The sequence below is a fragment of the Ferruginibacter profundus genome (assembly GCF_054783275.1).
Genome location: NZ_BAAGQW010000003.1, coordinates 641,842 through 656,975 on the forward strand (window position 1 = coordinate 641,842; position 15,134 = coordinate 656,975).

11 protein-coding genes are annotated in these 15,134 nt (G+C 37.4%); 7 read left to right on the forward strand and 4 right to left on the reverse strand.

Annotation, left to right across the window (positions count from 1 at the left end):
* Nucleotides 1-42: 42 nt before the first annotated feature.
* From gldD to mutY, 4 genes are all read right to left on the reverse strand, one after another.
* Complete coding sequence (gldD, locus tag ACYVM0_RS22490; RefSeq protein WP_460560885.1) at nt 43-807, reverse strand: gliding motility lipoprotein GldD; 765 nt, start codon at nt 805-807, stop codon at nt 43-45.
* A complete protein-coding gene (gene gldE, locus ACYVM0_RS22495) occupies nt 807-2,150 on the reverse strand; it encodes a gliding motility-associated protein GldE (RefSeq protein WP_460560887.1) in 1,344 nt (447 codons plus the stop codon). Before gldE ends, gldD begins: the two co-directional genes overlap by 1 nt.
* Nucleotides 2,151-2,228: 78 nt before the next feature.
* Nucleotides 2,229-2,663 carry a single-stranded DNA-binding protein gene (locus tag ACYVM0_RS22500; protein ID WP_460560889.1) on the reverse strand — a complete coding sequence of 145 codons (435 nt, stop codon included), beginning with the start codon at nt 2,661-2,663 and terminating at the stop codon, nt 2,229-2,231.
* A 39-nt stretch (nt 2,664-2,702) separates the two neighbouring features.
* Nucleotides 2,703-3,782 carry an A/G-specific adenine glycosylase gene (gene mutY, locus ACYVM0_RS22505; RefSeq protein WP_460560891.1) on the reverse strand — a complete coding sequence of 360 codons (1,080 nt, stop codon included), beginning with the start codon at nt 3,780-3,782 and terminating at the stop codon, nt 2,703-2,705.
* 207 nt (nt 3,783-3,989) lie between these two features.
* Here mutY and ACYVM0_RS22510 point away from each other — a divergent pair, with 207 nt between their 5' ends.
* From ACYVM0_RS22510 to ACYVM0_RS22540, 7 genes are all read left to right on the forward strand, one after another.
* Entirely contained in the window at nt 3,990-4,316 is a 327-nt protein-coding gene (locus ACYVM0_RS22510; protein ID WP_430987819.1) for an HU family DNA-binding protein, read from the forward strand.
* Between the two features lie 27 nt (nt 4,317-4,343).
* Nucleotides 4,344-5,198: a tetratricopeptide repeat protein gene (locus tag ACYVM0_RS22515; protein ID WP_460560893.1), complete on the forward strand. Its 855-nt coding sequence runs from the start codon at nt 4,344-4,346 to the stop codon at nt 5,196-5,198.
* A gap of 288 nt (nt 5,199-5,486) precedes the next feature.
* Complete coding sequence (locus tag ACYVM0_RS22520) at nt 5,487-7,037, forward strand: Rne/Rng family ribonuclease (RefSeq protein WP_430987821.1); 1,551 nt, start codon at nt 5,487-5,489, stop codon at nt 7,035-7,037.
* A 422-nt stretch (nt 7,038-7,459) separates the two neighbouring features.
* On the forward strand, nt 7,460-8,641 hold the full coding sequence (locus tag ACYVM0_RS22525; RefSeq protein WP_460560896.1) for a Pycsar system effector family protein: 1,182 nt from the start codon (nt 7,460-7,462) through the stop codon (nt 8,639-8,641).
* 19 nt (nt 8,642-8,660) lie between these two features.
* Nucleotides 8,661-10,676: a polyphosphate kinase gene (ppk1, locus tag ACYVM0_RS22530; RefSeq protein ID WP_460560898.1), complete on the forward strand. Its 2,016-nt coding sequence runs from the start codon at nt 8,661-8,663 to the stop codon at nt 10,674-10,676.
* Nucleotides 10,677-10,679: 3 nt separating this feature from the next.
* Nucleotides 10,680-11,513 carry an SdiA-regulated domain-containing protein gene (locus ACYVM0_RS22535; protein ID WP_460560900.1) on the forward strand — a complete coding sequence of 278 codons (834 nt, stop codon included), beginning with the start codon at nt 10,680-10,682 and terminating at the stop codon, nt 11,511-11,513.
* Nucleotides 11,510-15,133 carry a BamA/TamA family outer membrane protein gene (locus ACYVM0_RS22540; RefSeq protein WP_460560902.1) on the forward strand — a complete coding sequence of 1,208 codons (3,624 nt, stop codon included), beginning with the start codon at nt 11,510-11,512 and terminating at the stop codon, nt 15,131-15,133. Before ACYVM0_RS22535 ends, ACYVM0_RS22540 begins: the two co-directional genes overlap by 4 nt.
* The last annotated feature ends 1 nt before the right edge of the window (nt 15,134 follow it).

Genomic DNA, 15,134 nt, shown 5'->3' on the forward strand with positions numbered 1-15,134 from the left:
GGCCGTATCCGTTAAAGTTAAATAAGCTAAAACAAACTGCTTTTAACTGCTCTTTTTCATTTCCGGTTTGCTGTTGTTAAAAACAGGAGAGGGTAATTTTTCTGAATTGGCATTTTTATCGACCCACCGGAAAGAATTGATCATATGTTCAATATCTTTTTGCAGAAAGTCCTGCACAGGCCTTAATGAATCGGCATTGGGCGTTACGTCAAAATATAACGCACCACGTAAAAAATGCCGGGTAGTATCACTTAAAAAAAACTGTTTGGCCGTTGCTGCATTACCTCCCACTTTAAAAAAAACGCCTGTTACACCATTGGGTGTATGCATCATGCTGTCTTTGATAGAATTGGTAATGGCCTGGTTTTTATTGGTAAGATTGAAGGCATCATTTACCATATTGTCGAACTTGTTGATACCAATCGAATCCCTGTACGATCCGTTGGCCTGCTTTAATTTGTAAATGGCTTTTCCACCCACTATTTTATAACTTAAAAAGATCCTTCCGCCAAATTGGGGAAAATCAATATTGATCCAGTAAGGATTTTCGGGATTGCTATCGAAATAAGTACTGTCTTTAATGATAGCAGCATAAGCAGGATATTCAAATGTGTAGGGAAATCCTTCCTGTTGAAAAGTGATATATTTTCTTTCGGGGAAATCTACTTTAAAATAGCCTTTTTTCTTTGAGGTATAGGTAGAGTTACAAGATGCAAGTAGCAGGTAACAAGCAACAACCAGCAGGTAAAAGGCACTTTTTAACTTGAGTATTGAATATTGAATATTGAACATTGAATATTTCCGCATTAGTTTTTTTCTGGTTGTCTGATAAGCAATTTCACTTTATCTATCCTGTTTTTATTGATCTCCAGCGGTATGAACGTAAAATCACCGCTTACCACTTCTTCATTTATTTGCGGGAATTCACCTGCAATTTCTAAAACCAATCCTGCCAGAGAATCACTATCGCCTCTTACATTTTCAAAAGTATCAACAGGAATGCTCAATGCTTTACAAACATCGTTGATCATTGTTTTACCTTCAAAAATATAAGTGAAATCATCAATTTTTTTATTCCCGCTTTCTTCATCATCAAATTCATCTTTAATATCGCCTATAATTTCTTCCATAATATCTTCCAGTGTTACAATACCGGAAGTACCACCAAATTCATCCACCACCACAGCAAAATGATTGCGCCTGTTACGGAATTCCTGCAACAGGTCTTCAATTAATTTTTGTTCGTGTACAAAAAAAGGTTGACGCATTAATTGATGCCAGTCGTAATTGCCAGGTTCGCTTAAATGCGGCAACAGGTCTTTGGTATGCAACATACCTACCACTTCATCCAAATTATTTTTATAAACCGGTAAGCGGGAGTAGTGCAGTTCTTCTACTTTTTTTATTGCAGCTTCAAAATTACTGTTTACATCAATACCACTAACATCAAGCCTTGTACGCATTATTTGCTTAACCGTGGTATCACCAAATTTCCTGATTCCCTTTAAGATCTGTTTTTCCTCTACCGTGGCTTCGTGTTCGGGCAACAGGTCAATCGCATAGTCCAGGTGGCTGCTGTCCATGGCGGCAGTATTATCCGAAGAAAATTTCTTCTCAATACCATCACTCCATCTTACCATACGTTTGGCAAATCGATAAAAAACACTGTTGAAAATTTCAACTATTAATGAAGCTGTTGCAGCAAACCATATTTTATGATGTGTAGCCCATACTTTTGGCAGTACTTCTGCCACCAATACCAGTAAAATTGTTACGGCCACCACTTTAATTAAAAATGCAGAAAGAAAACTAAAATGCAATCCGCCGATCCAGCCATCAATTAAAATATTGAAGATTAAAATGATACCGATGTTAACAAAGCTGTTGGTGATAAGCATTGATGCCAGCAATGTTTTAGGTTGCTCCAGCAAATTAACAATACGGCGATACGCCGGTTGCTGCTTTGTTTTAAGAATGTTAATGTCTTTGAAGGTAAGCGAAAAAAAAGCCACTTCCGAACCGGCCAGTAAAAAAGAAATGATCAGTAATATAAACACCAGGAAGATAAGCACAGCATTTGCTGCAAGTGTAATTGACAGCAAGATCAAAGAAAACTGTGGCATGAAACCGATGACCGAATGATAATCCAAAATAAAATTTTTAGGTAAACAATTGTAAAGCAGTTACACTTAAACGTTACGTATTTTTTAAAAGGTAAAAGTCAATAATTAAAAGGGTAATCTTTCTGAACCACCGTCATCAATCGGCGGAATATCAGGACCGCCCAAACCTTCCATTCCTTCTATGCCTGCAGCAGGGTGACTACCATCGCTTCTTTTTTCCAGCATGATCAGGTTATCACCAACAATTTCTGTTGCAAATTTTTTGTTGCCGTCTTTATCTTCCCAGCTCCTTGTTTTTAAACGGCCCTCAATGTATACCAAACTGCCTTTATGTAAATATTTTTGTGCAAGATCGGCAAGGCCACGCCATAACACTACCGTATGCCATTCTGTTTGCGAAATTAATTTGCCACTTCTGTCTTTAAAGGTTTCTGTTGTTGCCAATGAAAATTTTGCCACACCGATATTACCTTCTAAAAATTGTATGTCGGGATCCTTTCCTAAATTTCCGATTAACATCACCCTGTTTACGCCTCTCATAAAATTTCATTTTAAAGAATATGTATTGTAGTTGCCTGTCTATAACAAATTTAAAGATACATTTTTATCTTTCAAATAGGATGTTATGAATTTAGGAAAAGGCAGGCTTAACAGTTCTTTTTGGGTAACAGCTTCGTAGCCTTCTATTTGTGCCGGCTTTTTTAGCTGCAGTGTAATAAATTGCCCGTAAATAGTTTGGTGGGTAAGCTTCTGGCTGTATAACCGGGAAATAGTTTCTACAGTAAAACCGTTCTTCCCCAACAGTTTTTTAAATGCCGGAAGTTTTTGTAATTCTGCCACTTCTGTTGCCGCTGCAGATTCTACCAGTACAAATTCGTATAGGTTTTCCCAGATGTCTTTTACACCACGTTTGCGAACGTACACCGTCTCATTATGTGCAATAATAAAATAAAACAGCCATCTTGTTTTTTGTACTATCTTTTTTTCTTTTACCGGAAGTATGGCTACCAGTTGTTTCAAATACGCACCACAGCTGCTTTGCAGCGGGCATTGTTTGCATAAAGGTTGCTTAGGTTTACAAACCACTGCTCCAAAATCCATCAATGCCTGGTTGTAAATGCCGGGTTGTTTTTTATCCAGTAATTCATTGGCAAGCGTGGTAAATATTTTCTTTCCTTCCGTGCTATCAATGGGGATATCATTGGCAAAAAAACGGGATAATACCCTGAACACATTCCCATCTACCACGGCATAAGGTAAATTATAGGCAAAGGAAGCAATGGCTGCAGCAGTGTAAGGCCCCACCCCTTTCAGATTTAAAATAGCTTCATAACTGGCTGGAAATTTTCCGCCATATTTATTGGTGATCAGTTTTGCAGTAGCAATTAAATTTTTACAACGGGTGTAATAGCCCAGGCCTTCCCAGAGTTTAAATACTTTTGTTTCCGGTGCTTTTGCCAGTTTATCAATGGTAGGAAAAGCGGCAACAAAACGGTTATAATAATCCCATCCCTGCTCTACCCTTGTTTGCTGTAAAATAATTTCGCTTAACCATATTTTATAGGGATCTTTTTCGCCTTTCCAGGGCATAGGGCGGTCATTAGTTTTGTTATTCCATACTAAAAGTTGTTTGGTAAAGAATTTGTTGGTATTATCCATAGCGCCAGGTTCTTTTTATAAAGGTTTTGTCACAACTAATTTATACATATCAAATAAAGCACATACTATTAATAATCAATGGTTTATTTCCTTTTTTAACAAAAGATACTTATATTTGTTTAGGACAAAGTACCTGATAATCACCAACTTATTTGGATTTTTAAACCTTATTTTGTATTTTACTGATAGAAACATAAAACACCTATTATGAGAAAAGCAGATTTAATCAATCAAATTTCCGAAAAAACCGGCATTCCTAAAGTGGATGTTCTGGTAACACTTGAAACTATGTTTAAAGAAGTGAAGAAGTCTTTATCTGAAGGTGAGAATATTTATATCAGGGGCTTCGGTAGTTTCATCACTAAAAAAAGGGCGGCTAAAATTGGCCGTAATATTAAAAAGAATATAGCTGTGGAAATACCAGAGCACTTTATACCTGCTTTTAAGCCTGCCAAAGAATTTATGCAGGAAATAAAATCTTCTAAAAACATTAAAGAGACTAACGAAACTCATGATGACGAAAGCGAAGACTAATGTACCTTTGCGTTCTAAATTTTTACGGTGAAGAAACAATTATTACTTGCTGCCGCAGGCCTTATACTGGTAGCTTCTCTTTTTTATTTTGGGCGAACAGTTGAAAAAAAAACCAATAAGCCTGTTGCTGCCATGCCCCAAAATGCTGCCCCGGCATTTAATATCACCCAATATATCAGCCAGGAAAAACAAAAACTTACTGCTTCACAAATACTTACATTGGGTAAACTGGAAAATAGTGTTACCCGTGGAGATGTTCTAAACCAACAGATTGAGGCTAATAAACAGCTATCTGAGTTTTGGAAAGACAGCGCTCACGCCTTTGAACCCTATATTTATTATCTCTCCCAGTCTGTTAAGTTGGAGAATTCAGAAAAAAACCTCACCTTTGCTGCCCAATTAATTTTGGATAACCTGAGAGGAGAGCAGGATCCGGCTAAATTAAGCTGGCAGGCCGAACAGGCCATTGAGTTATTTGAGCAGGCTATTAAATTAAATCCCGAAAGCGACGATTTAAAAATTGGATTAGGCAGTTGCTATATTTATGGCAAAGGCAGGGTTGGAGGAAGGCCGGAAGAAACAATGAAAGGCATACAGCAATTATTAGCTGTGGTTAAAAAAGATTCTTCCAATATGAAAGCTCAATTGGTTTTAGGCGTAGGTGGTTTTGTATCGGGGCAATATGATAAAGCCATTGACCGTTTACTTAAAGTAGTAAAAGCACAGCCGGCCAACCTGGAAGCTATTGCATTTTTAGCCGATGCTTATGCAAGCAAAGGTGATAAACCGGAAGCCATTAAATGGTACCTGGCAATGAAGAAAGTGGCTAACAACCCTGAGTATGACAAAGAGATTGACCAACGGATAAAGTTGTTACAATAAACCAAAGAACACAACGAATTAAACATATTATTTTAAACACAAAAAAGACTAGTTATGCCTTGTGGTAAAAAGAGAAAACGTCATAAAATTGCAACACACAAGCGTAAAAAACGTTTAAGAAAGAACCGCCATAAGAAAAAATAATTTTTTTTCTTACTGGTGCCGGGAATCTTCTTCCCGGCATATTTATCTGTATGCACTACAGGATAGCCGTTAGTTTTATAGCGGCATCAGTGCATGCAGCTATGTTTCCTTTCCATGATGTAATGGTCTTAAAAAAATTTACGCTTGACCAAGGAACTGATTATTAATGCTGCACCGCAGGGGGTTGAGATTGCCTTGCTGGAAGATAAAAAGCTGGTGGAGCTGCACAGTGAAAAAACTGATGCAACCTTTGGCGTGGGAGACCTATACCTTGGAAAAGTTAAAAAACTGATCCCCGGCTTAAATGCTGCCTTTGTAGATGTAGGTTTTGAAAAAGACGCCTTTTTACATTATACCGATCTTAGCCCTTACGTTCGCTCTATCTTAAAATTTACTACCGAAGCCATCAATGATAAAACTGAAGGTGGTTTTGATTTTGCAAAGTTTAAAGTAGAACCTGAAATTGTAAAGACCGGAAAGATCACCGAAATACTCAGCGGCCGCCCTAATATTTTAGTACAGATATTAAAAGAACCTATTGCGGCTAAAGGCCCCCGCCTTAGCTGCGAATTGTCGTTGCCCGGCCGCTTTGTAGTAGTTACTCCTTTTAATGATATTGTTGCCGTTTCCCGTAAAATTCATTCTTCAGACGAAAGAAAACGTTTACAGAAAATTATTGAAGCCATTAAGCCTAAGAATTTAGGTGTGATTGTGCGTACTGCTGCCGAAGGCAAACATACTGCTGAATTACATGAGGACCTGTTGAGCCTGATAGCTACCTGGAAAACGATACAAACCAATTTAAAAGCTGCCGCACCTCCTACAAGAATCTTAAATGAACTGGGCAAAACCACCAGTATCTTAAGGGATCTGCTGAATGAAGATTTTAATAAGATCGTTGTAAACGATAAAAATATTTTCAGCGATACCAAGACGTACATTCAACGTATTGCACCTGACAAAGCGGATATCGTTTCTTACTATAATAACGGCTCTCCTATATTCGACAGTTTTGGTATTACCAAACAGGTAAAAGCTGCCTTTGGTAAAACTGTAAACCTGCCAAGCGGCGCATATTTAATTGTTGAGCACACCGAAGCATTGCATGTAATTGATGTGAACAGTGGTTATAAAAGTGTAAGTAACAACCAGGAGCAAAATGCTTTGGAAACCAACCTTGAAGCTGCTGAAGAGATTGCAAGGCAATTGCGCCTGAGAGATCTGGGCGGTATCATTGTTGTTGACTTCATTGATATGAAGCTGATGGAAAACAAGAAAAAGCTGGCCGATGCCATGGAGCAGCTAATGCGTACCGACAGGGCCAAGCATGCTGTTTTACCGATCAGTAAATTTGGTTTGATGCAGATCACCCGCCAGCGCATGAAGCCGGAGATGACCATTAATACTACAGAAATCTGCCCGAGCTGCGATGGCACCGGAAAAATTTCTTCTACATTGATATTGGAAGATGAGATTGAAAAGAACCTGAACTACCTTATTATGCAAAAGCATAAAGGTTTAACGGTAGAAGTGCATCCTATCCTATATGCTTATCTTACCAAGGGAATTTTTAGTTCCAAACTTGGTAAATGGAAACGCAAATTCAAACAAAAAATAAAACTCAAGGAAAATACCAATTACCACCTTACTGAGTTCCACTTTTTTGATGATAGCGATGAGGAGATCAAACTGTAAAACGCACCCCTTGTTTTAGCAATGTAATTTTCTATCTTTCTTTATTTTCTCTTACCAGGAACATTTGTATCTGCTCATTTTACGAAATGAGTAAATATTATACTTCTTCTTTATCTTTCTTGTGTTCAATAATACAAACAATAGAAAAATTTCCTCAATTTTACGTTGATTGATAACTTAATCACACGGTTTTGCAACGTTAAGCGTAAGTGACGGACTGCAAAGTATAACCTGGCAGCATACCGAAAGTAAAAATTTAAGTTTACAGAAAGTTATCAAATTCACTTTATTCCGGCTTTCATACGATCATATAATTAAACCGGGTGGCTTTATACATTTAAAGTGCCGGGTTTTAACTATTCGATTTAAGTTTCTATTTTACAGGCTGTTTCGTAAACCCATTTTAATCAACTTAAACTATCATGAATTTTAAAGACCTAATCGCTAAAGCCGAGTCCTATGTAAAACAAGTGGCAGGGGAAAGTGACAATAATTTGCTTTACTATCATAATCTGCAACATACAGAAATGGTGGTGGCTGCTGCAAAACAAATTGGGAACCATTACCAATTAAGTGATAAAGATTTTTGTGTTGTGGTTACTGCGGCATGGTTTCATGATATAGGCTATTGCAAAGGTGCCCGCGAAAAACATGAAAATAAGGGTGCCGAATTAGCTACATCTTTTTTAGCCGAAAATAAAGTTGACGATGATATGATCCATTCCGTTGTTAATTGCATATTGGCTACAAAAATTCCGCAAAAGGCAACAAACTTATTAGAAATGATCATTTGTGATGCCGACATGTTTCATTTAGGCACAGATGATTTTACAGAGCGCAACAGGTTGATGAGAAAGGAAATGGAAGCTGTATTACATAAAGACATTGATAAAAAAGAATGGCGGAACGGAGCTATACAGCTAATGCAGCAACATCATTATTTTACTGACTACTGTCAGTTGTTGCTTAATGATAAAAAACAAGAGAACCTTGATAAACTCTTAAAAAAACAAGCACCAAAAATGAATACCGAAAATATAATTGTTCCTGAAACGTCTGCTAAAGAAAAGAGTAAGGAACCAGGCCGGGGCATTGAAACGATGTTCAGAATAACCTCGTCCAATAATCAAAGGTTAAGTGATATGGCCGATAATAAAGCGCATATTTTAATTACAGTGAACTCGATAATACTATCTGCCATTATCAGTTTGGTATTACGTAAACTGGACGAGACCAACTATTTTACCTATCCCACTTTTTTATTGCTGATAGTAAGTGTGTTAACGATAATTGTGTGCATTTTAGCAACAAGGCCATCTATTCCCAATGGTATATTTACAGCAGATGACATTAACCAAAAGAAAACCAACCTGCTTTTCTTTGGCAATTTTTTTAAGATGAGCCTTGAAGATTATAGTGATGGTATGCAAAAAGTAATGAAGGATAAAGATTTTTTATATGGTACCCTCATAAAAGATGTGTATTCGCAAGGTGTGGTATTAGGGAAGAAGTACCAGTTATTAAGAAAAGCCTACAATATTTTTATGTTTGGCCTTACCCTATCTATATTAAGTTACATTGCTGCGGTAATGATGTCACGTTAATTTTTTTGAACAGAACTATATGGCGCTATACACATATTTTGACAGGGACATAAGCTGGCTCTATTTTAATGAAAGGGTTTTGGAAGAAGCTGCCGATAACAGTGTACCCTTGATTGAGCGTATAAAATTTCTCGGCATCTATTCCTCTAACCTGGATGAATTTTACAGGGTACGCATGCCCGTTTTAATGGCATTGCGTGAAATAAGATCGCCGGGAAGCGAACAACCGGATTATTATAAGCAAGCCGGCCAGCTCATTACTAAACAACTTGATTTTTTTGGCAATACGCTATCCACCGGCATTATTCCGGGTTTAAGGCAAAATAACATCTGCCTTATCTACAACGAAGCTGTTCCTGCAGCCATTAAAGATGTAAGTGATCAATATTTCTTAAATGTACTGGCTGCATATATCCAAATTGTTCATCTTGAAAAAGACAGTTCATTTTTTCCGGAGAATAATAAATTATACATCGCAGTGGCATTGGAGAAAAACGAAGCGCATAAAATTGCCATTGTAAGTATTCCTTCGGGCAATGTATCAAGGTTTTATACTATTACCGTTGCAGAAAAAAATTATATTGTTTTTATAGACGATATTATTAAGAATAATCTTTCTTTTATTTTTCCTGACGCTGCCATCAGCGGAGCTTACAGCATAAAGATCACAAGGGATGCAGAGCTTGACCTGCAGGATGAGTTTGAGGGTGATATTGCTGAAAAAATAGAAACGCAGATCAACAAACGAGATTTTGGTTTAGCCACCCGGTTTTTATACCAGCCGGATATGCCTGAAACTATTTTACAACAGATCATACAGCAATTTAAACTTTCGGGTGCAGGTATTATTCCGGGAGGCTATTATCATAATCTGAAAGATCTTTCTTCTTTTCCGTTAAATATTCCTTCCCTGTTGTACCAAAAGCAACCTGTAACAGAAATCACGATTGAAGGTCGCTCTTTACTAGCTGCAATACAGCAAAAAGATATGCTGGTACACCCACCCTATCAATCGTACGATACCATTCTTCGTTTTTTTAATGAAGCCGCATTGGATGAAAACGTGGAAGAAATATATACAACGATGTACCGGGTAGCTAATGATTCCCGTATTGTACATGCATTGATCAGCGCTGCAAAGAATGGGAAAAAAGTTACTGCTTTTGTGGAGTTAAAAGCCAGGTTTGATGAAGCCAATAATATTAAATGGGCAAAAGTAATGAAGGGTGCCGGCGTAAAAATCATTTACAGTATTCCCAAATTAAAAGTACATGCAAAAGTTGCGTTAGTTAAAAAGAAAGATAACGGCCGGCTTGCTTATATTGGCTTACTGGCAACAGGTAATCTTAATGAAACCACTGCCCGTTTTTATACGGACCATATTTTATTAACAGCAAATGGCAATATGCTTCGTGAACTGGAATTGTTGTTCATTTTTTTAAGTCAGCGTAAAAAAACAGATGACGTTGATAAAATTAAGTTTCAGCATTTGCTGGTGGCACAATTTAACCTGCAGAAAAAATTTCTTTCTCTTATTGACAATGAGATCAGTAATGCACAAAAGGGTTTGCCGGCGGGGATTACTATAAAACTCAATAACCTGGAGGAAGAGGTACTCATCAACAAATTATACGAGGCCAGTAGCGCCGGAGTGAAAATAAATTTAATTGTAAGGAGTATTTGCAGGATCGTTCCTGGTATAAAAAATATGAGTGCCAATATTGCAGTTAGAAGAATTGTGGACAGGTATTTGGAACACGGCAGGGTATTCATTTTTAATAATAATAATGACGAGTTGTTTTTTCTTGGTTCATCTGACTGGATGAACCGGAATATTTACAGGCGCATTGAGGTTTGTTTTCCTTTATACAATAAAGGTCTGCAACAGGAAATAAAGGAAATCATTAACCTTCAGTTGAATGATAATACCGCAGCTGTAATAATTAACGAACATCTTCAACAAAGGAGACCTGAAAAAACCGGAATAAGTGTGCGTTCGCAACTGGAAATATATGAGCTGTTGCAGAAAAAATGAAATATGAGAATTAGTTCCTTATTATTAGTGAGTGTTATTTATTGTATTTCATGTAATAACACTGGCAGGCAATATAAAAGCCCGCAGGGTTATGATTTTAGCCAGGTGGAAAAATTTGCTATGCCTGCAGTGTTAAGTGAAATATCAGGCATCGCCTTCAGCAAGGTTGGCAATGATACCATTTATGCAGAGCAGGATGAAGAAGGCAAACTATTTCATTTTAAACCAGGGGATAAAAATATCACCAGTACAAAATTTGCTAAGAAGGGGGATTATGAAGATCTGGCTATTTGTGATAATACCGTTATCATGCTGAGAAGTGATGGCACATTATTTTCCTTTCCCTTAAATACAGCAGCTGATGAAGAAACTGATAGCGTGCAGGAATGGAAAGGCATTATACCCGAAGGCGAATATGAAGGAATGTACGCAGACGACAGCAGCAATATTTATGTGTTATGCAAAAATTGTGGCGGCAAACAAACCAATGGTTATATTTTAAAATTAACTGGCAGCAATATTGCTACTGCCGGCAATTTTATTGTTGATACAAAAGCAATTGAAGAACTCACCGGTGAAAAGAAAATAAAATTTCATCCTTCTGCATTAGCAAAAAATTTATTTACAAATGAATGGTATATACTTTCATCCGTGAATAAATTACTGGTAACTGCAGATAACAACTGGAATATTAAAAATGCTTATCGCTTAAATCCCACTTTATTTAATCAGCCGGAAGGTATTGCATTTGATAAAGAGGGTAATCTTTTTATAAGCAATGAAGCTGGTGATACCGGCGAAGGCACCATCTTAAAATTTAACTACAAAAAGCAATGATGCCGCTGAAAAAATTATACTTGTTATTATTTATTTTATCAGTTGTACTAGGCGTTACAGCTCAAAATGATTCCATCCGGAGCCGCATTATTTTTATTGGCGATGCAGGCGAAAAAAATCCCCACCAGGAAAAACTGATACAGGATGCTGCCGAAAGAATTATAGCCGGCAAAACAACCGTAATGTATCTGGGCGATAATATTTATCCCCGGGGAATGGGATTGCCCGGAAGCAAAGACGAAGCATCAACCCAACAAATATTACAATCGCAGTTTGCACCCATGCGTAGCAAAGGGGCTGCCGTTTATTTTACTCCGGGCAATCACGATTGGGACCGGATGGGTGTTCGTGGCCTTGAAAAAATAATTGCGCAAAATAATTTTATAAAATCCCGGCACGATCCGCTGCTGCAGATGGCTCCTGCTAATGGCTGCCCCGGCCCTACTGAAATAAATATTGGTGACAGCATAGCTATCATTGCTTTCGATAGTGAGTGGTGGCTATTTCAGCACAATAAAAAAAATGCCGCTGCTGATTGCGATTGCGATACTAAAAAAGAATTTACAGATAAATTATTCGAGCTGCTATACAAGAACAGGTATAAGGTAATATTACTTGCAGATCATCATCCGTTTCAAACCTATGGTCATCACGGTGGCTATTTTTCTTTTATCGATCACCTGTTTCCGCTCACTGCCATCAATAAAAATTTATACGTTCCTCTACCGGTTATTGGATCATTATATCCGCTGTTAAGAAGCACATTGGTTAGTCCTGAAGATAAAAAACATCCGTTGTACAAGGATATGATAAAACAGGTAGATGATGTATTTGAGCATTTTCCCAACCTGGTACATGTTGCCGGTCATGAACATGGTTTACAATTTATAAAATCTGATCAAATACAAATAGTAAGCGGCGCAGGCGCTAAAAATACTTTTGTAAAAGCAGGGAAACATGCTTTGTTTGCTAAAAAAAACAGTGGTTATGTTGTAGCCGATTTGCTTATAGATAACCAGTTAAGGTTTACCTATTATCTAATGGAAACCCCGGGTAATATTGTTGCCGGCTTCACTTATCTGCAACCTTACACCAATATAAAAAGAATGGAAGATTCTTTATATAAAGCTGTTGCAACAAATAATGAAGATAGCATCCTTGTTCAGGCAAATGCTGCATATGATAAAGTAAGCAAGTTGCACCGTAAAATTTTTGGTGAAAATTATCGTAAAGAATGGTCGGCCAAAACAAAGCTGCCTGTTATTAAACTTTCCGAAATAAAAGGGGGATTAACCCCTGTACAACGTGGAGGTGGTCATCAGTCCTTATCCTTACGCTTACAGGACAGCACCGGCAAAGAATGGGTATTGAGAAGTGTAAATAAATATCCGGAAGTATTATTACCAGAAGCATTGCGTGAAACTTTTGCAAAAGATATTATTACAGACGCCATGAGTGCGCAACATCCTTATTCTGCTTTGGTGGTTCCTGTTTTTGCAGATGCGGTGGGAGTACCGCATAGTAATCCCATTATTGGGTTAGTGGCGGCAGATAAAAAACTCGGCATTTACCAAAATGATTTTATGAATACGGTTTGTTTACTCGAAGAAAGAGAACCGTTGGGTAAATCAGATAACTCACCAAAAATGTATAAAGAGTTATTAAAGGATAACGATAATAGTCTTGATAGTACATTGTTACTGAAAGCAAAATTACTGGATCTTTTATTAGGTGATTGGGACAGGCACGAAGACCAGTGGCGCTGGGCCTATGAGAAAGAGGGCAAAGGGAAAAAATATATTCCGGTACCACGGGACAGGGACCAGGTTTTTCATATCATGGATGGTGTACTGCCCTCATTTATCAACCGACCATGGGTATTACCATTACTGCATGATTTTGACGGAAAAATAAAGCAGGTGAATGCCTTTTTTGCTGAAAGTGATACCATGAGCAGGCGACTGCTTAACCAGTTCAGTTACGAACAATGGATGGCCATAACCAATGCATTTACCGCCAGCATAACTAACGATGTAATAGAAAAAGCAATAACAAAACTACCGCAGCAAAACGCTCCTAACAGTACTGCAAAAATTGTAAGTCAGTTAAAAGAAAGAAGAAATAATATTCCGGCTGCAATGAGCAAATATTATCACTTTATTAATAAAATTGTGGATATACAAACCAGCGATAAAAATGAATTGGTATCTATAACAGATGCGCCTGGTAATGGCCTGGAAATTGTGATCAATAAAATAAATAAAGAAGGAAAAATTAAAGAACAACTTTATAAAAGGGTATTTTATCCTTCTATCACAAAAGAAATAAGATTGTATGTACAGGATGGCAATGATAGTGTAATAGTGAACAATCATTCCAATATCAGACTCAGGTTAGTGGGTGCCGGTGGAGAAAAAAAGTATACTATTGTTAACGCCAAAAGAAAATTGCATATTTATGGTAATGAAGATAATGTTAGTATAGCCAATACCACAGCAAAAATAAAAGAACATTTGTCCAACGATAATTCAAATACAGCATATATACCTACCAACTCCTACAATAAAATTATACCTATGCTGAATGTGGGATATAATCTGGATGACGGCCCCATGCTGGGCGCTGCAGTAAAATTCATTAACCAGGGTTTTAGAAAAAAACCGTATGCCAGTATGCAGCAATTATCGTTTACTCATTCCTTCTCAACAGCAGCTTACAAAATCAATTTCCACAGCGAGTGGCTTAATGCAATTAGTAAAAATGATATTCTTTTAGACACGAAAATACTGGCGCCGGATAATACGCAAAACTTTTTTGGCTTTGGAAACAATACTATATATAATAAAGATGCACAATCAATAAAATATTTCCGGGCAAGATTTTCCATTTACCAGGCCGATATAGTATTGAGGAAACGTTACAACAAAAACAACACTTTATCTATTGGCCCCTCATTTCAATATTATCATTTTGATCTGGATGATAATAAAGGCAGGTTTATAAGCAATACCTCGTTAATAGGCTCGTACGACAGTACTACAATCAGCAATGACAAAGCCTTTGCAGGAGTAGTTATTAAATTTGTAAAAGATAACAGGAGTAATAAGATTATACCTGTCCGCGGCAGTTACCTCTCTGTAAATACTCAAGCTTACGCAGGTATCAATAATTATTCAAAAAACTTTGCCCAGGTAATTCCCGAATTTGCTTTTTATAAAAAATTAAGCAACAAAGAAAATATTGTATTTGCCAACAGGCTGGGTGGTGGTATCACATTGGGCAAAACAGCTTTTTACCAGTCGCAATTTTTAGGCGGCCACGAAAATTTATATGGTTACAGGCAATACCGTTTTGCCGGCAACTATATGTTGTACAATAATGCAGAACTGCGTATAAAAATAGCACAAGCCGGCAGTTATATTTTGCCCGGCCAGTTGGGCCTTATTGGTTTTTATGATGCAGGAAAAGTTTGGGCAAATGGCAGCAACAGCAAAAAGATACACCAGGGGGTTGGTGGTGGAATTTATTTTGCTCCTGCACAAATAGCAGTGCTGCAATTAATTCTGGGGCATTCAACTGAAGGTTGGTATCCTTATTTTTCACTTGGTTTTAGATTTTAAT